General features: G+C 66.6%; 19 protein-coding genes and 2 pseudogenes. 11 read left to right on the top strand and 10 right to left on the bottom strand.

Translation table 11 applies throughout. The features are described 5' to 3' along the window. Positions 1 to 64 precede the first annotated feature (64 nt). Positions 65 to 1,207, bottom strand: coding sequence for an acyl-CoA dehydrogenase family protein (locus BN4332_RS28755; RefSeq protein WP_066903059.1), 1,143 nt, complete (start codon positions 1,205 to 1,207; stop codon positions 65 to 67). Then, positions 1,208 to 2,440, bottom strand: a complete 1,233-nt coding sequence (locus BN4332_RS28750) for an acyl-CoA dehydrogenase family protein (protein WP_066903057.1) — start codon at positions 2,438 to 2,440, stop codon at positions 1,208 to 1,210. Positions 2,441 to 2,640: 200 nt separating this feature from the next. Here BN4332_RS28750 and BN4332_RS28745 point away from each other — a divergent pair, with 200 nt between their 5' ends. After that, positions 2,641 to 3,003: a PAS domain S-box protein gene (locus BN4332_RS28745; protein ID WP_200820469.1), complete on the top strand. Its 363-nt coding sequence runs from the start codon at positions 2,641 to 2,643 to the stop codon at positions 3,001 to 3,003. Positions 3,004 to 3,005: 2 nt separating this feature from the next. Here the strand turns inward: BN4332_RS28745 and BN4332_RS28740 are convergent, their stop codons facing one another. Together BN4332_RS28740 and BN4332_RS28735 are read right to left on the bottom strand one after the other, a co-directional pair. Continuing rightward, positions 3,006 to 3,659: a ScbR family autoregulator-binding transcription factor gene (locus BN4332_RS28740; protein WP_066903053.1), complete on the bottom strand. Its 654-nt coding sequence runs from the start codon at positions 3,657 to 3,659 to the stop codon at positions 3,006 to 3,008. A gap of 1 nt (position 3,660) precedes the next feature. After that, positions 3,661 to 4,368 (bottom strand): TetR family transcriptional regulator, encoded by a 708-nt coding sequence (locus tag BN4332_RS28735; RefSeq protein ID WP_066903049.1) that lies wholly within the window; start codon positions 4,366 to 4,368, stop codon positions 3,661 to 3,663. 482 nt (positions 4,369 to 4,850) lie between these two features. Here BN4332_RS28735 and BN4332_RS28730 point away from each other — a divergent pair, with 482 nt between their 5' ends. Next, positions 4,851 to 5,495 carry a hypothetical protein gene (locus BN4332_RS28730; RefSeq protein ID WP_066903047.1) on the top strand — a complete coding sequence of 215 codons (645 nt, stop codon included), beginning with the start codon at positions 4,851 to 4,853 and terminating at the stop codon, positions 5,493 to 5,495. Here the strand turns inward: BN4332_RS28730 and BN4332_RS28725 are convergent. The 3 genes from BN4332_RS28725 to BN4332_RS28715 form a co-directional block, all read right to left on the bottom strand. Beyond that, positions 5,442 to 7,241 carry a putative bifunctional diguanylate cyclase/phosphodiesterase gene (locus BN4332_RS28725; protein ID WP_066903166.1) on the bottom strand — a complete coding sequence of 600 codons (1,800 nt, stop codon included), beginning with the start codon at positions 7,239 to 7,241 and terminating at the stop codon, positions 5,442 to 5,444. The two genes, BN4332_RS28730 and BN4332_RS28725, sit on opposite strands and share 54 nt — an antisense overlap. Positions 7,242 to 7,321: 80 nt before the next feature. Further along, positions 7,322 to 9,502, bottom strand: coding sequence for an Rv1355c family protein (locus BN4332_RS28720; RefSeq protein WP_066903045.1), 2,181 nt, complete (start codon positions 9,500 to 9,502; stop codon positions 7,322 to 7,324). Further along, a complete protein-coding gene (locus tag BN4332_RS28715; RefSeq protein ID WP_066903043.1) occupies positions 9,499 to 10,254 on the bottom strand; it encodes a hypothetical protein in 756 nt (251 codons plus the stop codon). Before BN4332_RS28715 ends, BN4332_RS28720 begins: the two co-directional genes overlap by 4 nt. Before the next feature lie 458 nt (positions 10,255 to 10,712). Between BN4332_RS28715 and purU the strand changes: the two genes are divergently transcribed. The 4 genes from purU (at position 10,713) to BN4332_RS28695 (ending at position 14,460) form a co-directional block, all read left to right on the top strand. Next, positions 10,713 to 11,603, top strand: a complete 891-nt coding sequence (gene purU / locus BN4332_RS28710) for a formyltetrahydrofolate deformylase (protein ID WP_066903164.1) — start codon at positions 10,713 to 10,715, stop codon at positions 11,601 to 11,603. Between the two features lie 22 nt (positions 11,604 to 11,625). Beyond that, positions 11,626 to 12,078: a MaoC family dehydratase gene (locus BN4332_RS28705; protein WP_066903041.1), complete on the top strand. Its 453-nt coding sequence runs from the start codon at positions 11,626 to 11,628 to the stop codon at positions 12,076 to 12,078. Positions 12,079 to 12,193: 115 nt separating this feature from the next. Continuing rightward, entirely contained in the window at positions 12,194 to 13,549 is a 1,356-nt protein-coding gene (locus BN4332_RS28700) for a flavin-containing monooxygenase (protein ID WP_066903162.1), read from the top strand. Further along, a complete protein-coding gene (locus BN4332_RS28695) occupies positions 13,546 to 14,460 on the top strand; it encodes an alpha/beta hydrolase (RefSeq protein WP_066903039.1) in 915 nt (304 codons plus the stop codon). The genes BN4332_RS28700 and BN4332_RS28695 overlap by 4 nt, the downstream gene beginning before the upstream one ends. 114 nt (positions 14,461 to 14,574) lie before the next feature. Here the strand turns inward: BN4332_RS28695 and BN4332_RS28690 are convergent, their stop codons facing one another. Together BN4332_RS28690 and BN4332_RS28685 are read right to left on the bottom strand one after the other, a co-directional pair. After that, positions 14,575 to 15,396, bottom strand: coding sequence for a mycofactocin-coupled SDR family oxidoreductase (locus BN4332_RS28690; protein WP_066903037.1), 822 nt, complete (start codon positions 15,394 to 15,396; stop codon positions 14,575 to 14,577). 26 nt (positions 15,397 to 15,422) lie between these two features. Next, positions 15,423 to 15,872 (bottom strand): annotated as a pseudogene (locus BN4332_RS28685) (acyl-CoA dehydrogenase family protein); the annotation flags it as partial. Here BN4332_RS28685 and BN4332_RS28680 point away from each other — a divergent pair. The 5 genes and pseudogenes from BN4332_RS28680 to BN4332_RS28660 all read left to right on the top strand — a co-directional run. After that, positions 15,865 to 16,302: pseudogene (locus BN4332_RS28680) on the top strand (SDR family oxidoreductase); the annotation flags it as partial. The pseudogenes BN4332_RS28685 and BN4332_RS28680 overlap by 8 nt on opposite strands. After that, positions 16,299 to 17,519: an acetyl-CoA C-acetyltransferase gene (locus BN4332_RS28675; protein ID WP_066903035.1), complete on the top strand. Its 1,221-nt coding sequence runs from the start codon at positions 16,299 to 16,301 to the stop codon at positions 17,517 to 17,519. The pseudogene BN4332_RS28680 and the gene BN4332_RS28675, both read left to right, overlap by 4 nt. Then, a complete protein-coding gene (locus BN4332_RS28670) occupies positions 17,516 to 18,709 on the top strand; it encodes an acyl-CoA dehydrogenase family protein (RefSeq protein WP_066903033.1) in 1,194 nt (397 codons plus the stop codon). Before BN4332_RS28675 ends, BN4332_RS28670 begins: the two co-directional genes overlap by 4 nt. A gap of 3 nt (positions 18,710 to 18,712) precedes the next feature. After that, entirely contained in the window at positions 18,713 to 19,381 is a 669-nt protein-coding gene (locus tag BN4332_RS28665; protein ID WP_066903031.1) for a GntR family transcriptional regulator, read from the top strand. A 23-nt stretch (positions 19,382 to 19,404) separates the two neighbouring features. Next, entirely contained in the window at positions 19,405 to 20,592 is a 1,188-nt protein-coding gene (locus tag BN4332_RS28660; protein WP_066903029.1) for a CaiB/BaiF CoA transferase family protein, read from the top strand. A gap of 80 nt (positions 20,593 to 20,672) precedes the next feature. Here BN4332_RS28660 and BN4332_RS28655 read toward each other — a convergent pair whose 3' ends face one another. Continuing rightward, a complete protein-coding gene (locus BN4332_RS28655; RefSeq protein ID WP_066903027.1) occupies positions 20,673 to 21,500 on the bottom strand; it encodes a TIGR03619 family F420-dependent LLM class oxidoreductase in 828 nt (275 codons plus the stop codon). Between the last annotated feature and the right edge of the window lie 16 nt (positions 21,501 to 21,516).

The following is a 21,516-nucleotide window of genomic DNA, read 5'->3' as shown; positions in this document are numbered from 1 at the left end:
ACTAGGTGGTGATGCCGGCGCTGCGCCTCTCGTTCAAGGCTTGATGCGGCCTCCTCTGCCAGCCCTAGCCCCGGGTCAACTCCGCGTAACGTCCGACGTGGTGGTCGGTGGAGCCGAACTCGTACTGCACCGCGGTCAGCCTCTTGAAGTAGTGGCCGATCGCGAGTTCCTCGGTCATGCCCATGCCGCCGTGCAACTGCACGGCGTTCTGCCCGACGAATCGGGCGGCGCGCCCGATGGTGGCCTTGGCTGCCGATACCGCCTTGGCACGCTGCGCGGGTTCGGCGTCGAGATTCAGCACGGCGAGGTAGACGGCGGCAGCGGCCTGTTCGACTTCCATGTGCATGTCGACCATCCGGTGCTGCAGGGCCTGGAAGCTGCCGATGGGCTGGCCGAACTGCTGGCGTTGCTTGCAGTATTCGACCGTGTCGGCCAGCACCTTGCGCATCCCCCCGACGGCCTCGGCGCACACCGCCGCGGCGCCCTCGTCGCGAGCCAGTGCCAGCAACGGCCAGGCCTGGCCCTCGCCGCCCAACAAGGCGCCGGCCGGCAACCGGACATCGGCGAACGTCAGATCGGACGCCCTGCGATCATCCACCGTGCGGTAGTGGTGCGCGGTGAATCTCGTTGTCATCGAGGCGATATCGACAAGAAACAGGGAGATGCCGTCGGCGTCGGCACGTTCCCCCGAGGTACGTGCGGTCACCAGCAGATGGGTGGCCAGGGGCGCGCTGACGGCCATCGCCTTCGATCCGTTCAACACCCAGTCGTCGCCGTCGCGGCGTGCGGTGGTGGACACATCGCGCCAGTTGTCCCCGGAGGTCGGTTCGGTCGCGGCCAGTGCGACGACGGCCGAGCCGGCGACGATATCCTCCAGCAACGCAGCAGCTTCCGCGTTGCCGGACCGGTGCAACAGCCCACCGGCCACCACCACCGTGTCGATGAACGGCTCGATCACCAGGGCATGGCCCAACGCCTCGGCGATGACCATGCTCTCGACCGGACCGCCGCCGATGCCGCCGGCCTCCTCGGGCAGGGTGGCGCCCAGGATGCCCAGCTCCTCGGCGAAACCGCGCCAGATCTCGGGCTGCCAGCCGGGACCGGTCTTGGCCGCGGCCCGGCTGGTGGCCAGATCGTAGCGGCTGGCCAGGAACTTGGTCAGCCCGTCGCGCAGCAGTTCCTGTTCGTTGGTCAGGTTGAAGTCCATCTAGAGCCCCAGTTCTGCCTTGGCGAGGATGTTTCGCTGAATTTCGTTACTACCGGCGTAGATCGAGCCGGCTCGGTCGTTGAAGTAGCGCAGCGGGGCGACCGCCTGCCACGGTTCGCCGCTGTGATAGCCGTCGGCGGGCGGCTGGTACTCGGCCACCGGACCGCCGGGGCAGGTGGCGTGTGGCTGATAGGCCCGTCCGAGCGGGCCGGCGGCCTCCATGGACAGTTCGGTCAGCGTCTGGCTCAGTTCGGTGCTCAGGATCTTCAGCATCGACGACGCCGTGCCCGGATGCCCGCCCTCGGCCACCGCGGCCAGCACCTGGTACTCCAGGATTTCCAGGACGTCGGTGCGGATACGAGCGTCGGCGAGCCTGCGACTGAAGGCCGGGTCGTCGATCAGCCGGCCACCGCTGGGGCCGGGCATCTCGGAGGCTACCGTCGCGATTTCATCACCCAGCACCTGCAGTGCGGGCGCGTTGGCGCCGCCGCCGCGCTCGAATTCCAGCAGATACTTGGCCACGGTCCAGCCGTCATCGATCGCGCCGATCACGTTGGACTTCGGAACCCGGACCTCGTCGAAGAACACCTGATTCTGCACCTCTTCGCCGGATGTCATGACCAGGGGGCGGATCTCGATGCCGGGGGAGGTCATGTCGATCAGCACGAACGTGATGCCCTGCTGCTTCTTGGCGCCGCGGGTGGTGCGCACCAGCGCGAACATCCAGTTGGCTTCCTGGGCGTGGGTGGTCCAGATCTTGCTGCCGGTGCACACCAGGTCGTCTCCATCGGAGACGGCGGCCATGGACAGCGCGGCCAGGTCCGAACCCGCCTCGGGTTCGGAGTAGCCCTGGCAGAAGAACACCTCGCCGGTCAGGATCCCGGGCAGGAAGTAGTCCTTCTGCGCCTGCGTGCCGAACTTGATGATCGCGTGCGCCACCATGCGGATTCCCATGGGGGACAGCGACGGGGCGCCGGCCAGGGTCGATTCCCGACTGAAGATGTAGTGCTGGGTGAGGCTCCAGTTGCACCCGCCGTGTTCCACCGGCCAGGCCGGGGCGGCCCAGCCCCGCTCGTGGAGGATCTTCTGCCAGGCCATGCTGGCGTCGTGATCGGCGTAGACGCTGGTCATGAGGCGTCCGGCGCGACGGAGCTCGGGAGTCAGATTCTCGGCGAGAAAGTCGCGAACCTCGTCGCGGAATTCCTGGTCGCTGGTCGACCACTTCAGGTCCATGCCTGCCCCTTGTCTCTGGTGTGCTCCACAGAGTAAACCTAGTTAGTCAAGTGATGCAGGCCACCCCCGCCGTAGCCGGGCGGCCGACCGGCACGTGTCGGTATCCGAGGTTGCTGCACGGAAGTGGTACCGGGCCGTGGTCGCGGGCGATAATCGACACCGTGGAGCGACGCCAGAGCGGTCAGGATTCCCAGTCTCCGATGGCCCTGCTGCAGAACATTCCTGCGCTGGTGGTGCTGGAGCGATTCCCGGTGCCCGTGTTGGCGATCTCCGAAGACGGCACCATCCTCTTCGCCAACACCGCCTTCGGCGAGATGGTCGGTCGCGGCACCGACGAGGTGAAGAACATGCCGTTTGCTGAGGTGTTTCACTCGGTGCCGGCCGCTGAGTCCGCGGTGTCGGTGATGCGGGCCCATGCCGGCATGCTGGTCGAGCTGGTCCACCACGACGGTTCGATCGTGCGGGCCCGGATGAGCAAGTCGGCGCTGTTGCGCGGCGACGACCCGGTGGCGCTGGCGACGTTCCAGGACCTCACCGAGCAGCTGTGGGCCGACGAGCTCTAGATCTACCCGGCGGCTTGAGACCGTCGTAACGACTCGCGGGAGAGGAACTCGCGGAAGTAGCCCAACGATTCACCATCGACGATCGCGGGCAACAGCAGATCCCAGGTTCGGGCCACGCGGGCGCGTAGGTCACTACCGGTGGCGGTGGCCCGCGAGAGCGTCTCGGCGCCCAGCATGGAGCCGAGGATCACCTCGGCGGTCGCCGCGGCATCCAGGGTGTCCCGCAGATCGCCCTCGTCGGCCGCCTGAACCAACTGTGCCGTGAGCTCGTCGAGCCAGCTCGTGTAGACCCGGGTGGCGGCCGTGTTGATGCCGCTGAATGTCCGCAGCAGTTGCATGCCGATCTGTGCGACCTTGTCGGCGCGGGTGAAGTCGGCCACCACGAACAGCCCGTGAATGGTGTTCTCCAGTGCCGGTGATGACGACTCGGCGATCGCGCGGAAGGTCGCCAGCATGGCACTGCCGCCCTCGTCGATGATCGCCTCGGCCAGTGATTCCTTGGAGTCGAAGTGATAGTAGAGCGCGCCCTTGGTCATCTCGGCCCGCGCGATGATGTCTCCGAGTCCGGTTGCCGGATAACCCTGTTCGTCGAACAGGTCCACGGCGGCGGTGATGATCTTCTGCCGGGTCAGTTCGGATCGTGCCTGCCGAGCCATGTCAGTCCCGCCCCGCAACGGGGTTCGCGCGATCGGGCCGGTGTGGGTGCAGCGGTACCAGTTTCTTGACGCCCACCGCGGTGCGGCGCCGGATGTACTGCTTGAGGTACCCGAGCCGCTCGGGTTCGACGAATCCGGGCAGCGCCAGCCGCCAACTGTGCTCGAGATCGGTGAGGAACCGGCGGGGGTCGTCGAGATCGCTGGTCTGGCGCACGCCCAGATAGATCGACACCAGCAACCGGGCGACCGACTCGGGGTCGGTCTCGGCGGTGAAATCGCCCTCACCGATGGCACGTTTGGCGATGCCGGCGAAACCCTGCACCCACTCGGCGAGCGCCCGCGGGCCGAGGTCGTCGGTGCGGCCGATGGACTCGATCAGGTTCAGGCAGGCCCGGGCCATCGGATCGGCGATGTCTTCGGCTGCCACCAGGCAGGAGAGGTCGATCAGCGTTTCGGCTCCGGACAGGTTGCGGGCCAGGACTTCCTCGACCGCCTTGTGGCCCAGCTCGGTGCGGTGCTCGACGATCGAGATGGCCAGCGCGTGCTTGGACCGGAAGTGGAAGTACAACGCGCCTTTGGTGACGGCGGCATCGGCCAGGATGTCATCGAGGCTGACCAGGCTGTAGGGCGTGTGGGAGAACTGGCGCGCCGCCGCCTGCAGGATCTGGAGGCGGGTCAGCTCTGCTCGCCGGTCGAGCTGGTCAGTCACCGCGGAGCCTTCCTGACTCTGGTCGCCGGGCGGGCTGTCCTGATCTCGCCGCCACTCTCAGCAGACTCAAAGTCTTCACCGTACGTGCATAACATTCTAAAGGTATGTATCGTGCTTAGCGTGATAACTCTTGGTTCGTCGCGGGTTGCGTGCCCGGTTGTGGCCTCCGCCACGGCTGCGGCCCCTGTGGCGAGCGCCACCCGTTGGCGGTCGGCGGTAGCCAAGGGCTATCCTGAAAGCGTTGCCATGGCCTGCACCGGCAATCCCCCTCGAATCCCGGTGCGGGCCATGGTGACCCTCTTTTCTGTTTGCTCCCAATTGGATTCAGATTTGACGTCTCACCGGCAGACCTCCTTGGAGCGTCGCTAGCCGATGTGGGATGACGAAGTCGACGTCGTTTGCTGTGGCTCGGGCTTCGGGGCGTTGGCCGCGGCCGTCGCCGCCGCCGACGCGGGGCTCGACGTGCACATCGCCCGGNCCTGATGGTCCGGCCGGTCAGTGAATGGACTCCGGTTTCCGGGCGCGGACGGATCGCGCCGTTCTACGGTGCTCGGCTGCAGGAATGGGCGCAGCAATGCCTGGCGTCGCCATACGGTGTGCTCTACACGCGGTTGGCCGACCGTGGCACGAGCCCCATGAAGACCGGCACGGGCGAGGAGATACAGGTCAAGGTGCTCGGCCTGCTCGAGCCTGCCGCGGCCACCGACGCGGCATCGCTGCTCGGCGACTGGTTGTCGACGCAGGTGCGCGAGCGCCGGATCCCGACGTCGGAGAACAGCACCTTGCAGCGCATCGTGTTCGAGGAGGGCGAGGTACTCGGAATCGTGCTCGCGACGGCCGACGGCCCACTGGCCCTGCGCTCCCGCCACGGTGTGGCCATATCGACCGAAGCCCACGATGCCGGTTCGGCCGGCCGGCTCCTCGAGCCGGGAAAGCCGTTGCAGGTGGGCCTGGTGGGCTACAGCGCCAGCCGATTCGGCCGGGTGGAACTGCTGGCCCCGGACGACGGCGGCGCGCGATCGGACTACTGCCGTCCGGCTCGGGTGCAGGACTCGGGGCGCGAATCGGGTCGTTCACATGCGCGGCGAAGCCGAGAAATGCACCGGTACCCGTCCCTTGGCCAGTAGCGCGGCCATCTCGTGGCCGAGGATCGGCTTGGACAGCAGGAAGCCCTGGGCCCGGTAGCAGCCGTGGCGCAGCAGCGTCAGCGCCGCCCGTTCGGTCTCCACGCCTTCGGCCACCAGTTGTAGGCCGAACGCCCCGGCGAGGGCGATCACCGCGCGCACGATCGGCAGGTCGCCCGGGTCCGCTCCGAGGCCGGCGACGAAACTGCGGTCGATCTTGAGGGTGTCCACCGGCAGCGACTTCAGCAGCGACAGCGCGCTGTAGCCGGTGCCGAAGTCGTCGATGGCCACCTGGACGCCCACCTTGTGCAGACCGGTGAGCGTCGTGCGGGTGGTCTCGATGTCCTGCACCACGATGCTCTCGGTGATCTCCAGACACACCGATCCGCGGGGCAGGCGGAATTCCTGCATGATGCTCGCCACCGATGCGACGAATCCGTCGGTCACCAGCTGAACGGGAGAGACGTTGATCCGCAGCACGATGTTGCGGCCGACGCCGTTGGACCGCCACCGGGCGAACTCGGCGCACGCGTTCCGCAGCACCCAGCGGCCCAGTTCCCCGGCCAGGTTGATGGATTCGGCCACGCCGATGAAGGAGTCGGGGGAGAGCAGACCGCGGGTCGGATGCTGCCAGCGGACCAACGCCTCGGCGGCCAGCACCTCCCCGGTGCGCATGTCGATCTCGGGAAGGTAGTGCAGCACCAGTGCGCCGCTCTCGATCACGCTCTGCAGGTGCAACTCGATGTCGTTGCGGAAATCGATCTCCATCGCCATCGCATCGGAGAACACCGCGACGCGATTGCCTCCGGAGTTCTTCGCGGTCAGCACGGCATGATCGGCGCGGTTGAGCAGATCTGAGGTGGAGTCGCGGCCTGGGATGCCCTCGGCCAGACCGATACTGACCGTGCGGGTGAGCATCTCGCCATCGATCGTCACCCGCTCGCGCAACACCGACTGAAGCCGGTAGGCGAGTGAGGTCGCCTCCTCGGCCGTCATGGAGGCCGCGGGCACCACGACGAACTCGTCGCCGCCGAGCCGCGCGATCAACTTCGGCTGGTCGTCGCCGCGCTGCAACCGCTGGGCCAGGATGCTGATGAACGCATCTCCGGCCGTGTGGCCCAGATAGTCGTTGATGGCCTTCAACCGGTCCAGGTCGAAGAACATCACGACGACCGGGCCGGGCTGACCGGGGGCCAGGCGGGCCTTCAGGTGCGCCATCAGAGCCCTGCGGTTGTGCAGCCCGGTGAGATGGTCGTGATCCGCCAGGTACCGCAACCGGTCCTCGGCCTCGATGCGCGCCTGCACCTGGGCGAACAACGAGGCAATCGCCTTGAGCGCGTTGAGTTCCGCGGGTAACCACTCGCGGTCGCCGAACTTGACGAACCCCAGGACCCCGGTGGTGACGTCGCCGGACAACAAGGGCACACACGCCATCGAGGTGGTCGGGATGTGGCGCCCGGCCTCGATGGTGCGCTGGTAATCGTCGGTGGCCGGTTCCGGACGGAACACCGCCGGTTCCTTGAGATGCTCGGCCATCGCGAACACCGGGTCGGCATCGGCGAAATGGATGACCGCGATGGGGTCGGTATGGCTGTCCGGGGGGCGCGGGGGCCACTCGGCTACCAGGCGCGTCGCGTGTGCCTTGTGGTCGTTGTGACGTAGGAAGCTCACGTCGACGTCGAAGAACGAGACCAGCTCTGCCAGCACCTCTTGGCTCACCGCGACCGAGGTCGCGGCGTCGACCGCCATGAGTTGCGTGGCGACCGATGTGACGAGCAGTTCGAGGCTGCCTGGCACCAGATACCTCCGCCTATACCTCAGCACCTGCCTCAGCCGTACTGTGGCGTCGAACCCGCTCGGGCCCGGCGTCGACTCCGTATGGTCGGACGCGGTGCATAGGACAACCTGAGCACCAGTGCTTGTGACTCGTCGCGCTCGGTGCCGGTCAGCCTGCGGAAATCGTACTGCAGGTCACGCAGCGCATCGGCGTGGCCGGGGGAGAGCCCCTGCCGGTCGTTGTCGTCGTGCGCATAGAGGAAGGCCGGCGAGACGGGCTGGACCGCGAGCCCGTGGCGCTGGGCGCCGACCCAGACGGCCTCGACCGCCGATCCGCCCAGCGCATAGTCGGTCAGCCGGCGACCCCGAACCGAGACGACCGCGAGCGCCGAGCTGGACGTGACGCGTTCGTAGGTGTCCTCACCGAGCGCCGCCCCCGCGTTCCAATCCGCCAGCTTCGCCATCACCTCGGGCCGGCGCAAGATGTCGAGCACGACCAAGTCGGCCGGATCCAGGCCCAGCGTCGTGACATCGATGCCTGCATCGGGATCCGGGTCTCCGGGCCAGCGCAGTTCCGACATCATCTCCCGATGCAGGGTCGGCGTCAGATAGCGGATGCGATCGGCTTCGGCGAGTATGCCTGCGGCGGTTTCGATCTGGGCCCGGTCATGGAGGATCGACAGTTCGCCACCCTGCTCGCGGGCTGCGCTGCGCAGGCCGTCGAGCACGTCGGCGTCAATCGGCGCCGACGTACCACGCAACCGGTTGGTCTCCCGGGCCAGCATGGGTTCGTAGAGCTCGGCCAGCTCGGGTGCGTCGCCCGGGGAGAACTCCGCGATCCCGAACAGGGGAGTGCCCTCGTCTCCGCGTGACCAATGCACCTGCCCGGTCAGCCCGTGCGCCGCGGCGGCCACCCGCGCGTTGAACGCCGCCGCGCCCAGCGCCACTGCGCTGCCGCGGTATCCGACGTCCATTGCCGTGGTGTACTTCGTGGCCAGGCGCAGGCTGATCCGGTTGTCGGTGGCCTCGATGTGCCATGGCTGGATGTTGCCACCCGAGGGTGCGCGGGACGCCGCGTCGGCCAGGATGTCGGCCAGGCCGGCCGGTGCGGCGGTGCCTGCCGGCGCGGTGATGGCCGGCGCCGGTGTGGCGGGGTTGGCCAGAGGGTCGCCGATGCGGTCGAGTGCGTCGGCGACGTCGACGCGCACCCGCCCGGACGGCATCGGCTCGCCAAGACCGATGCGTCGCACGGCGTTGGCGACGACGGTGGCGCCCAGCACGACCTCGGCAGCCAGTTGTGGCCAGGTGGTCAGCGTCTTGCCGACCTCCACCAGCGACGCCGCCATCCGGGCCGACAGCTGGGGCGCGTCAAGGATCCGCAGCACGTGCGGCACCTTGTCCTTGCTGCTCAGCCCGGCCAGGTCAGGAGCCGCGATGTCGCCGAGCAGGCCGTGCAGGATCGGGCGTGCGGGTTCCAGGTCGAACCGTTCGACGTCCAGGAGCCCGCGGTCACCGGTGGTCATCAGCACCGGCAGCCGGCGGGCCCGGGCCGCCTCGCGGACAAGGACTTTCGCGTCCAGCGAGTCGCATTCCTCGACCACGACATCGAGGCCGGTCAGAAACTGGTCGATGGACTCCTGCACCGCCCCGAGTCGATCGATGCGAACCCTGAGGTACGGGTCGATCTCGGCGATCCTGCGGGCCGCCACCACGGCCTTGTTCAATCCGAGGTCGAACACGGTGCCCGGCACCCGGTTGAGGTTGGCCAACTCGAGTTCGTCGAAATCGGTGAGGCGGATCTCGCCGCACAGTCCCTCCACCGCGAGGTTGTGAGCGATGGCATGCCCGACGCTGAGTCCGACGACGCCGATTCGCAGGCGCGACAGCCGGCGCTGTTCCTCGGCGCTGATCAGATTGCGGTTGCGGTCGAGGCGCAGCCGGTTGAACGCGACGGGGCCAAGGAGATGGACCAGCGATCGGCGCCACGGGTAGTAGACCCACCGGGCGGGCTCGTCGAGCAATTCGGCGTCGACCGCGGGCACGAGTTCGAGCAGTGCCCGCTGTTGTTGGCGGCATTGATCGACGACCGCGATGCGCGGGTCCTGACGCAATCGGTCGAGCGTGGATTCGGATTCGACGAAGATCGGCTGATGTTGATCAGGGTCGTTGAGTTCGTTCAATTCGGAATTCTCGATGTCGGTGGGATTGATTTGTCGTGTGTTCTCGTTGATCATCGCCCGGCCGTCGAGCTCACAAGGGCGTCGAAGCCCTGAGCGTTCGGGTGTGGGCCGATTCGCTGTGCCTCGGTGAAGTACCGCGCCAGCTGACCCGCATCGGCGTGGCTGGCGAACGTCCGGCTATCCCACCACATCATCTTCGTCTGGTATCGCTCGTCCGGGTACGGCGTCGCGGGGATTTTCGACGCCAGTACCCCGCCCGAGGACAGCCACCGTTTCAAGACGTAAGCCGCCGCGGTGGCCATGGCAAACTGAATGTCCAAGAGTGTCATGGCGTGCAACGGCATACGTGCCAGCGTATCGGTGAGTGCGCGGCTCTGTTCGGGGTCGTCGCATACCCAGGCCGTCTTCATCTCGACCACTCCGAACGGCACGCGGTCGGCAATCATTTTTCGTACTGAGTCGAGCCCGGGCTGCCCTTGCCATTCGACGATTGCGTGGCTTTCTTCGGCGCTGAGGTACGGTCCCTTTGCGCGCAGTCCGCCGACAACTTGGCCCGCACCGTTGATCCCGACGCAGAATAGTGCGGTATCGCCGCCTGTCCGTAGGGCTTTCGGGTCCAGCGCTTGTTCCACGCCGTGTTTGCGGTAGTTCGCCTGCGCCCCGCGGACGTATTCGGTCCACAGTTCGCGCTCCGTGCCCGGTCGGGCCACCACGATCGTGCACTCGCTGTCGGGGTCCCACCAGGTCGGGCTTTCGTCCAATGTCACGGAGGTGCGGCCGGCGTCATCGAGTTGGGGAGCGGTCATCTGCAATCCATTTCGTCGGTCAGCCGTGCCTTCCGACAGGACGGCTGGTTTTGTTGTGGAGAACGGTCGTGCGAATACGTGTGATGAGTATTGCGCCGCGTCGTCGTGAAATTCCAGCGAGCCGAGAAATCTTGTCCAGTGGTGCGATGAATTCTGCGCGCCGGCCATGGATTTACTCACGGGTACATGCAATTTTGGCAAATAGGAGATTGGCCATTTATGCCCGAATATGCGCGTTGAACCGGTACCTGGCAAAAATTTCGAATTGACGTCAACGTGGAAACCGTCGGTCCGTCGCGGCTGTGCGAGCTTTTGCTGTCACGGCGCTCAGCCAGTCCTCGGAGATAGCACGCCGGGGTGAATGGCGATCGACGTTGCGCCGCCCCGCCCCTTTCGGGTCGGTGATGGGCAGGCGGGTTGTGTCACCGTCGCGGAGCGCAGGTGAGATTCTGGTGGTGATGACACAGGAGTACCCGAAAGCAACCGCCCTACCGACCCAGGACATCGGTCGGTTATTGCTGCGCTGCGCTGACCGGCCCGGGCTGGTCGCCGCCATCAGTGGCTTCCTCACCGGCGCCGGAGCCAACATCGTGTCGCTCGATCAGCACTCCACCGAGCAATCCGGCGGTACGTTCATCCAGCGCACGATCTTCCACCTGCCCGGCCTGGCCGCGGCTCGTGACGAACTCGAACGTGATTTCCACAGGCGGGTGGCCGAGCCGTTCGAGATGGACTTCCGGCTGACGGAGGCAGCCAAACCCAAGCGGGTGGCACTGATGGCCTCCCGCGAGGACCACTGTCTGCTGGATCTGTTGTGGCGCAACCGGCGCGGCGAACTCGACATGTCGGTGGTCATGGTGATCTCGAACCATCCCGACCTGGCCGAGCAGGTGCGGGCGTTCGGGGTGCCGTACCTGTACGTTCCGGCGACCCCGGACAATCGCCCCGAAGCCGAACAACGGTTGCTCGAGTTATTGCGCGGGAACGTCGATCTGGTGGTGCTGGCGCGGTACATGCAGATTCTGACCACCGAGTTCCTCGACGCGGTGGGCTGTCCGCTGATCAACATCCATCACTCGTTCCTCCCGGCGTTCATCGGCGCGGCGCCGTATCGCCGGGCCAAGGAACGCGGCGTCAAGTTGGTCGGTGCGACAGCGCATTACGTGACCGGCGACCTCGACGAGGGGCCGATCATCGAGCAGGACGTGGTTCGGGTGGACCACCGCCATTCGGTGAGTGATCTGGTGCGCCTGGGTGCGGACGTCGAGCGGCTGGTGTTGTCGCGTGCGGTGCTGTGGCACTGTGAGGACCGCGTGATCCGGTTCGGGAATCAGACCGTAGTCTTCTGACCACGGTTCGAGAGGAGTGAGCGTGAAAGTCTTCAACGGTCTTGACGAGTTCGTGGCGGCAGCGGGCAGCGAGCTGGGTCCGACCGAGTGGATGGAGATCACCCAGGAGCGGGTGAATCTGTTCGCCGACGCAACCGATGACCATCAGTGGATTCACGTCGACCCGGACAAGGCTGCCGGCGGTCCCTTCGGTGGCACCATCGCGCACGGCCTGTTGACCTTGTCGCTGCTGCCGCATTTCACCCATCAGCTGTATCGCGTCGACAACATCGCGATGGCGATCAACTACGGCTACAACAAGGTTCGGTTCATCACCCCGGTGCGAGTCGGGTCGAAGGTGCGGGCGCGGGCAGCGATCGCCGAGGTCGCTTCGCTCAGCGGCGCGGTGCAGGCGACCATGACCGTGACCGTCGAGATCGAGGGTTCGGACAAGCCCGCAGCGGTCGCCGAGTCGATCATCCGCTTCATCGGCTGAGTTTCCGCCGAGAATTTACCGGGTCGCGCGCGACTCTGACACTTGTCAGAGTTCGTTGACGCCCGTCAAACCCCGCTGTTAGTGTTCTGCATCACAACGTGAACGGAGCACTGTGCTGCAGCATTCACCGCCGCGGACGGCGATCATCGGCGCCGGTATCAGTGGGCTCACCGCCGGGAAGATGCTCAAGGACTACCGGGTGCCATACACGACGTTCGAGACGTCGGACCGCATCGGTGGAAACTGGGCCTTCGGCAACCCGAACGGGCACAGCAGCGCATACCGGTCGCTGCACATCGACACCAGCAAGCATCGGTTGTCGTTCAAGGACTTTCCGATTCCGGAGCACTACCCGTCGTTCCCGCACCACTCCGAGGTCAAGTCCTACCTGGACGCCTATGCGAGCGCCTTCGGGCTACTGGACCACATCGAGTTCACCAACGGTGTCGTGCATGCCGCCCGTCGGGACGGAGGCGGTTGGGTCATCGAGGATCAGGCGGGCGCCCGGCGCGAATTCGACCTGCTGGTCGTCGCCAACGGTCACCACTGGGATCCGCGGCTGCCGGAATTTCCCGGGACGTTCACCGGAGAAACGATCCATTCCCACCACTACATCGATCCGCAGGAGCCGCTCGAGCTGACCGGCAAGCGGATCCTGGTGGTGGGCATCGGGAACAGCGCTGCCGACATCACCGTCGAGCTGTCGTCGAGGTCGCTGCAGAACCAGGTGACGTTGTCCACCCGGTCGAGCGCCTGGATCGTGCCGAAATACATTGCCGGACAACCGGGTGACAAGCTCTTCCGGACCAATCCGTACCTGCCGCTGTCCTGGCAGCGCAAGATGGCCCAGATGCTCGCGCCCGTGCTCGGCACCGATCCGACGAAGTACGGCCTGCCCGCCCCGAACCACAAGCTGTTCGAAGCCCATCCGACGCAGTCGGTCGAACTGCCGCTGCGCCTCGGGTCAGGCGATGTTCACCCGAAACCCAACGTGTCCCGGCTCGACGGCACGACCGTGTACTTCGAGGACGGCACCCACGACGATTTCGACGTGATCGTCTACGCGACGGGCTACAACATCACGTTCCCGTTCTTCGACTCGGACGTGATCAGTGCTCCCGGCAACCACATCCGGCTCTACAAGCGGATGTTCAAGCCCGGGATGGACGATGTGGCGTTCATGGGTTTCGCGCAGGCGATCCCGACCCTGTTCCCGTTCGTGGAATGCCAGTCCAGGCTGTTGGCGGCCTACGCGGTCGGGCGGTACGCCCTGCCGCCGGTGGAACAGATGGAACGTGCGATCGACGCCGATCAGCAGTTGCACGCCGGACATTGCACCGACCGGCCCCGCCACACACAGCAGGTGGATTACTTCCTCTACGAGCACGACATCCGGACCCGCGAACTTCCTGCGGGTGCGCGGCGGGCCACGGCACACCACGCCCGCGTGACTGCGGGAGCTCCCGCGTGACCTACACCGAAATCGCCTTCTACTCGTGTGGTGAGCGCTGCAGCGCTTGGCATTTCCCCGCCGACGGCGACACCTTCGCGGGTCCGGCCGGACGGCCGGTGGTGGTGATGGCCCACGGGTTCGGCGGCACCAAGGATTCCGGGCTGGCCCCGTTCGCCGAACGATTCAGCGCGGCCGGACTCGATGTGGTGGCGTTCGATTACCGCGGCTTCGGGTCCTCCGATGGGCAACCGCGGCAAAGTGTTTCGGTCGAGCGGCAGATGGCCGACTATGGTGCGGCTCTGGCCGCGGCTCAGCGGCTGCCAGGTGTCGATGGTTCGCGGGCCGTGTTGTGGGGCTCCTCGTTCTCGGGCAGCCATGTGCTGCGAGTGGCCGCCCAGTGCCCGGAGGTGGCCGCCGTGATCGGCATGACCCCGTTGACCAGCGGGCTGGCCGCCAGCCGTGCCGCGGTGGCCCACCGCGATGTGGCCTCCGCGTTGCGATGGACACTGGCGGGCGTGAAGAGCCGCGTGGCGGTGGCGGCGGGCGGTCGCCCGACGTTGATGCCGCTGGCGGCTCGGCCGGGGGAGGCCGGAGCTCTGGCCCTCGACGGTGCCTACGACAGCTATCGGGCGATCGCCGGGCCGACCTGGCGTAACGAGGTCGATTCGGCCATCGGGATGGAACTGGTGCAGATCCGCACGGGCGCCGCGGCCAAGGCGCTGAAATGCCCTGTGCTGATCCAGATTGCCGACTTCGACCGGTTCGTGCCGGCCAATTCGGTGATGAAGACGGCCGTGCAGGCTCGGGCACAGGTGCACCACTACCCCTGCGACCACTTCGACGTCTGGCCGGGCCACGACTGGTTCGACACGGCCGCCGACGATCAGCTGAAGTTCCTGACCCGGACGTTGCGCCCGGCGTTGACCTAGACCTACCCCGTGTACAGCGCCGCGACGTCACCCGGGCGCACGGTCACCGTAAGCAGTCAACCCGGCGGCAAGCGAATCGGCGAAGTCCGTGCTCATCGGGCTGGGCATGTCGCCCTAGAACTGGGTGGAACCCAAGTCGACGGCCACCCGGCTGGCGGTGACGTACCGAGACTCGTCGCTGGCCAGCCAGATTGCGGCATCGGCGATGTCCTCGGGCTCGGCGATGTAGTCCGGCAGGAACGGTGTCACCATCTGCATCAGACCGGGGTTGGTGTCGTTGGCCCGGTTGAGCGCGGCCAGCATGTCTCCGGTACCCATCGGGGTGTTGACCGCACCCGGATGCAGGCTGTTGACCCGGATCTTGTGCTTGCCCAATTCGGCCGCGAAGGCTCGGGCCATCCCGGCCACGGCATGCTTGCTTGCCGTGTAGTGCACCATGAACGGCTGCATCTTGATCCCGGCCGCCGAGCTGATCAGGATGATCGACCCGCCGCGGCCACCGTCGATGATGTGCTGGGCGCCAGCCATTACGGTGTTCCAGGTGCCGGTGACGTTGATGTCCATGACGTCGCGGAAGGATTCGGGGGTGGTCTCGTTCCACGGTTCGGGCACCGTGATGCCCGCGTTGGCGACGATGACGTCGAGCCGGCCGAACTCGGCGACGCCCTTGCCGACGATGGTCTTCAGCGCGTCGTGGTCGCGGGTGTCGGCGGCGGTGGCGAGGATGCGCTTGCCAGTGGCCTCCACCAGGCGGACGGTCTCGGCCAGATCGTCGGGAGTGGCCGAGTCGTAGGGCACGCTGGGCGGCAGTGGGCCGGCGATGTCGACGGCGATGATGTCGGCACCCTCGTTGGCCATCCGGACTGCATGCGCGCGGCCCTGACCACGGGCAGCTCCGGTGATGAAGGCGACCTTTCCGGCGAGCCGCTCGGACATGGAATCTCCTTGAGTGTTGGGGGAATTCAGAGTTGGCGTTGGGCGGCTTTGACCAGCCCACCGCCGATGATGAGTCGCTGGATCTCGCTGGTGCCCTCGTAGAGACGCAGCAGCCGGACTTCCCGATAGATGCGCTCGACCGGGACCTCGCGCATGTAGCCGGTGCCGCCGTGGATCTGCACCGCGAGATCGGCCACGTCGCCTGCCATTTCGGTGCAGAACAGCTTGGCCGCCGAGGGGGCGATACGACGGTCCTCACCCGATACCCACTTGGCGGCGGCATCGCGCACCAATGCCCGGCCGGCCATCACTCCGGTCTGCTGATCGGCGAGCATCGCCTGCACCAGCTGAAAGCTGCCGATCGGCTGGCCGCCCTGGGTGGCCGCGGCGGCGTAGGCGACGGATTCGTCGAGCGCGCGTTGGGCGGATCCGACGGCCAGGGCGGCGATGTGCACCCGGCCGCGGGCNACCGAGGAGCAGTTCGACCAGGTCATCGCGGTACACCTCAAGGGCACGTGGAACGGCACCAAATCGGCCGCGGCGATCATGCGCGAGAACAAGCGCGGCGCGATCGTGAACATGTCCTCGATCTCGGGCAAGGTCGGACTGGTCGGCCAGACCAATTATTCGGCGGCCAAGGCCGGCATCGTCGGCATGACCAAGGCCTCGGCCAAGGAACTCGCGCATCTGGGTGTGCGGGTCAATGCCATCCAGCCCGGGCTGATCCGCTCGGCGATGACCGAGGCCATGCCGCAACGGATCTGGGATCAGAAGCTGGCCGAAATCCCGATGGGTCGCGCCGGTGAACCGGACGAGGTCGCCAAGGTCGCGCTGTTTTTGGCCAGCGACCTGTCGTCGTACATGACCGGCACCGTGCTCGAGGTGACGGGCGGTCGGCACGTATGACGACCCGCGACGCGGTCATCTGCGAACCGGTTCGCACCCCGATCGGCCGCTACGGCGGGATGTTCGCGTCCTTGACCGCCGTCGAACTCGGTGTCGCCGCACTCAAGGGACTGCTGGAGCGAACCAGTGTGGCACCAGAGCAGGTGCAGGACGTGATTCTGGGCCACTGCTATCCCAACAGTGAGGCCCCGGCCATCGGCCGCGTGGTGGCGCTCGATGCCGGGTTGCCGGTGACGGTGCCCGGCATGCAGGTCGACCGGCGATGCGGCTCCGGGCTGCAGGCCGTGATCCAGGCCTGCCTGCAGGTGCGCAGCGGCGACAACGATCTCGTGGTGGCCGGCGGCGCCGAGAGCATGAGCAACGTCGCGTTCTATTCGACCGATATGCGCTGGGGCGGAGCGCGTACCGGTGTCCAGATTCACGACGGGCTGGCGCGCGGCCGCACCACGGCCGGTGGGCAGTTCTATCCGGTGCCGGGCGGAATGCTGGAGACGGCCGAGAACCTGCGCCGCGAATACGGCATCAGCCGCACCGAGCAGGACGAGCTCGCGGTGCGCTCGCACCGCAACGCGGTGGCGGCCCAACAGTCCGGCGTGCTGGCCGAGGAGATCATTCCCGTCACCGTCCGCTCTCGCAAAGGCGAGACGGTCATCGACACCGATGAGCACCCCCGCGCCGATACCACGGTCGAAGCCCTGGCCACGCTGAAACCCGTTCTGCTCAAGCAGGACCCGGACGCCACCGTGACGGCGGGAAACTCCAGCGGTCAGAACGACGCGGCATCGATGTGCATTGTCACCACCCCGGAGAAGGCGGCCGAGCTCGGCTTGCGGCCACTGGTGCGCATGGTGTCGTGGGGTTCGGCGGGCGTCGCACCCAAGGTCATGGGCATCGGCCCGGTGCCGGCCACCGAGGTGGCCTTGGCCAAGGCTGATCTGCAGCTGAGCGATATCGATCTGATCGAACTCAACGAGGCCTTCGCCGCCCAGGCCCTGGCCGTGATGAAGGAGTGGAAGTTCGGCGAGGCCGACTTCGAGCGCACCAACGTCCGGGGCTCCGGGATCTCGCTGGGGCATCCGGTCGGGGCGACCGGCGGGCGGATGCTCGCCACGCTGGCCCGCGAACTGGATCGGTGTCAGGCCCGCTACGGGCTGGAGACCATGTGCATCGGCGGAGGCCAGGGGCTGGCCGCCATCTTCGAAAGGGTGGCATCGTGACCAGACTCGCCCAGACGCTGGGCCTCACCGAGTTCCAGACCGAGATCGTCGCGACGGTACGGCAATTCGTCGACAAGGAGGTCATCCCGACCGCCCAGGAGCTGGAGCACTCCGATACCTATCCGCAGGCCATCGTCGACCAGATGAAGGACATGGGCCTGTTCGGGCTGATGATCCCCGAGGAGTACGGCGGGCTCGGCGAGTCGCTGCTCACCTACGCACTGTGCGTCGAGGAACTGGCCCGTGGCTGGATGAGTGTGTCGGGGGTGATCAACACCCATTTCATCGTGGCGTACATGATCCGGCAGCACGGAACCGACGCTCAGAAGCAGAAGTTCCTGCCCCGCATGGCTACCGGCGAGACCCGTGGTGCGTTCTCGATGTCCGAACCGGAACTCGGTTCGGATGTGGCGGCCATCCGTACCCGGGCGGTCAAACAGCCCGACGGCGACTACGTGATCAACGGTCAGAAGATGTGGCTGACCAACGGTGGCAGCTCCACCCTGGTGGCCGCGCTGGTACGCACCGACGAAGGTGCCGACAAACCGCATCGCAACCTGACCGCTTTCCTGGTCGAAAAGCCCACCGGCTTCGGCGAAGTGGTTCCCGGCCTGACGATTCCGGGCAAACTCGACAAGCTCGGCTACAAGGGCATCGACACCACCGAGCTGATCTTCGACGGCTACCGCGCCAGTGCTGACGACGTGCTCGGTGGCGTCACCGGCCAGGGCTTCTTTCAGATGATGGACGGCGTCGAGGTCGGGCGCGTCAACGTCTCGGCCCGGGCCTGCGGTGTCGGAATCCGCGCGTTCGAACTCGCGGTCCGTTACGCCCAGCAGCGTGAGACCTTCGGCAAGCCGATCGCCGAACACCAGGCCGTGGCGTTCCAATTGGCCGAGATGGCAACCAAAGTCGAGGCCGCTCACCTGATGATGGTCAACGCCGCCCGGCTCAAGGACTCCGGCGAGCGCAACGATGTCGCCGCCGGCATGGCCAAGTACCTGGCCAGCGAATTCTGTTCGGAGGTCACCCAGCAGAGCTTCCGGATCCACGGCGGGTACGGCTACTCCAAGGAGTATGAGATCGAGCGGCTCATGCGCGACGCTCCCTTCCTGCTGATCGGTGAGGGCACCAGCGAGATCCAGAAGAACATCATCAGCAAGCGGCTGCTCTCCGACTACCAGGTCTGAGCCGTGTCCATACCCGATTTCGCCTCGCGGCCACAGCTCGCCGAGGATGTGGCGCGGCTGATCCGGCGCAGGATCTTCGATGGCAGCTATCCGGCCGGGAACTACATTCGGCTCGAGCAGCTCGCGGATGAACTGGGTATCAGCGTCACGCCGGTGCGGGAGGCGTTGTTCGGCTTGCGGGCCGAAGGTCTGTTGACCCAGCAGCCCCGGCGTGGGTTTCTGGTATTGCCGGTCACCCGCCGTGACATCGACGACGTGGCCGGCGTGCAGGCCCATATCGGCGGCCAGCTGGCGGCACGGGCCGCCGGCCAGATCAGCGACGCTCAACTCGACGAACTCGACCGGATCCAGCGTGAGCTGGAAGACGCCTATGCGCGCGACGATCATGATGCGGCGGTCCGGCTCAACCACGCGTTCCACCGCGGCGTCAACAGGTCGGCCGAGTCGCCGAAGCTCGCCCAGCTGATGTCCCAGATCACCCGGTACGCACTGGAATCGGTGTATCCGACTGTCGAAGGCTGGCCCGAGCAGTCCACCCACGACCACCGCCGGATCCTGGCCGCACTGAAGGCGCGCGATGGGGATGCGGCCCGCGACGCCATGGCCGAGCACCTGTGCGCGGCGTCCAAGCCGCTGACCGAACACCTCCACCGCATGGGCGTCCTGGAGTAGCGAAGTTGGAGAAGGGTGGGCGCATGGCGGGGGTTCTCGACGGGGTCCGGGTACTCGACTACGGCCGGTTCATCGCCGCACCGTGGTGCAGCGCGATCCTGGCCGACATGGGTGCCGATGTGCTGCGGGTGGAGAAACGTGAAGGCGGGGAGGACCGTTGGGTGCAGGCCGTCACCGAAGGTGGTGAAGGCGGGACCTTCCTGCAGTGCAACCGCAACAAGCGTTCGCTGACGCTGGACTCCACCACAGCCGAAGGTGCCGAGATCACCCGCCGGCTGGTGGCGCAGGCCGACATCGTGATCGCCAACATGCCCGCGGCCGGGATGCGGGCCAGCGGGCTGGACTACGAGACGCTGAAGGAGATCAAGCCCGACATCATCCTGGCCAGCGCCACGGCGTACGGCGAGGGCGGGCCGTACAGCGAAAAGATCGGGTTCGACGGCGCCGGACAGGTGATGTCGGGGGCCGTGTACCGGCAGGGGCTGCCGGATCAGCCGATCCGAACCGTGGTGCCGTACGCGGACTTCGGGACGGCCTTGACGTTGGCGATCGGGGTGATGATGGCGCTGTATCACCGCGACCGTACCGGCCAGGGTCAGCACGTCGAGGGTGCGCTGTTGCCGACCGCGCTTATGCTGTCGAACGCCTTTCTCATCGAGCGCGAGTTGCTTCAGGTGGACAAGCCGCGTATGGGCAACCAGGGTGCTTCGGTGGCGCCGTGCGATCTGTATCGCACCGCCGACGATCAGTGGGTGCTGTTGCAGGTGGCGGGCCAGCCGATGTTCAAACGGTGGTGCCGACTGGTCGGTCGCGAGGAGTTGTTCGACGATCCGCGTTTCGCCAACGACGATATCCGTTGGGCCAACGGCGACATCCTCAACGACATCATGTCCGCATGGTGTGCCGACAAGACCAAGGCCGAGGTGCTGGAACTCTTGGAGAAGGTGAAAATGCCCGCCGCGCCGCTGCATTCCACGCAGGACGTCCTCGACGATCCGCATGTGCAGGCCATGGGGTATCTCCGGCGGGTGCCGTTCCCCGGCGCGTCGCGCGACGTGCCGATCATCGAGACGCCGTTCCGGATGTCGGCGACGCCGGGAACGATCCGCCGGCGGGCTCCACTGTTGGGCGAGCACACCGACGAGGTGCTCGGCGAGATCGGCTACGACCCGGCGCAGATCGCCGAATTGCGGATCAACGGCATCGTGTGATTGTGAACCGTTGAGATTGCGTACAGGGTCGTGAAGTTCGTGGATTCACGACCCTGTACGCAATCTCAAACATTGCCCCACTACAACGAATCGCCGATCGCCTGCAGCGCCGCGAGCTGCTCGCAGAAGTGTTCGGCATTGCGGGCCTGCACCGAGCAGTTGGCGATGGTGGCTCCGACGTCGCGTAACCGGCTCAGACGCCCGCGTGCGACGTCCGGTTCGCCCAACGGGTCCAGCGACACACCAGGGGACAGGACGACGTCGAAACCCGCGGGCAGGTCATGCGGCGCGAGAAACTCGGCGATCGTGTCGGCCGAGAGGCCGAAAGGCATCCAGCCGGTGCCCAATTCGACAGCGCGACGCAGCGAGCGCTTGGTGCGCCCGCCCACCCAGACCGAAAGGTCGGTGGTGGTGGCGTGCGGTTCGATGGCGAAGCCGTCGACCACCGGCTGACCCCACGCGGCCCGCAGCCGGGCGATGTCCCGGTCGGCCGCGGTCCCGCGGTCGTCGAACTGCACACCGAGCAGCTCGAACTCCTCGGTCAGAGATCCGACGCCGACACCGAGGATCACCCGCCCGCCGCTGAGCCGGTCGAGGGTGCCGTAGCTCTTCGCCAGCGCCACCGGGTGGTGATAGGGGAGCACCACCACGGCGGTAGCCAGTCTGATGCGTCGGGTGCGGGCTGCCAGGAAGGACAAGGTGGCCAGCGGATCCCAGTACACCGTCCCGCGCACCGCGGCGGCCGAGGCCGGTATGCCGGTGTGCTCGGCGCAGGTCAGGTGGTGAAACCCCAATCCATCTGCGGCCTCGGCGATCAGCGCCAGCTCGTCGGGACCGGCGTCGGCCTCCCACGGTGAGAACTCTCCGGGGTGCTGCATGACGATGGGGGTGGATAGTCCGAGCTTCACGTTGTTGCCTCCTTGG

Source organism: Mycolicibacterium houstonense, from assembly GCF_900078665.2.
Taxonomy (GTDB): domain Bacteria; phylum Actinomycetota; class Actinomycetes; order Mycobacteriales; family Mycobacteriaceae; genus Mycobacterium; species Mycobacterium houstonense.
This window is presented reverse-complemented; position numbering and strand designations above follow the sequence as displayed.

Bases quoted from the DNA above. Each gene is read 5' to 3' on its own strand.
- BN4332_RS28740 (WP_066903053.1), bottom strand. From the start codon at position 3,659: ATGGCTCGGCAGGCACGATCCGAACTGACCCGGCAGAAGATCATCACC.
- BN4332_RS28745 (WP_200820469.1), top strand. From the start codon at position 2,641: ATGGCCCTGCTGCAGAACATTCCTGCGCTGGTGGTGCTGGAGCGATTC.
- BN4332_RS28725 (WP_066903166.1), bottom strand. From the start codon at position 7,241: ATGGCGGTCGACGCCGCGACCTCGGTCGCGGTGAGCCAAGAGGTGCTG.
- BN4332_RS28690 (WP_066903037.1), bottom strand. From the start codon at position 15,396: ATGTCCGAGCGGCTCGCCGGAAAGGTCGCCTTCATCACCGGAGCTGCC.
- BN4332_RS28715 (WP_066903043.1), bottom strand. From the start codon at position 10,254: ATGACCGCTCCCCAACTCGATGACGCCGGCCGCACCTCCGTGACATTG.
- BN4332_RS28755 (WP_066903059.1), bottom strand. From the start codon at position 1,207: ATGGACTTCAACCTGACCAACGAACAGGAACTGCTGCGCGACGGGCTG.
- BN4332_RS28675 (WP_066903035.1), top strand. From the start codon at position 16,299: ATGACGACCCGCGACGCGGTCATCTGCGAACCGGTTCGCACCCCGATC.
- BN4332_RS28750 (WP_066903057.1), bottom strand. From the start codon at position 2,440: ATGGACCTGAAGTGGTCGACCAGCGACCAGGAATTCCGCGACGAGGTT.
- BN4332_RS28730 (WP_066903047.1), top strand. From the start codon at position 4,851: ATGGTCCGGCCGGTCAGTGAATGGACTCCGGTTTCCGGGCGCGGACGG.
- BN4332_RS28720 (WP_066903045.1), bottom strand. From the start codon at position 9,502: ATGATCAACGAGAACACACGACAAATCAATCCCACCGACATCGAGAAT.
- purU (WP_066903164.1), top strand. From the start codon at position 10,713: ATGACACAGGAGTACCCGAAAGCAACCGCCCTACCGACCCAGGACATC.
- BN4332_RS28660 (WP_066903029.1), top strand. From the start codon at position 19,405: ATGGCGGGGGTTCTCGACGGGGTCCGGGTACTCGACTACGGCCGGTTC.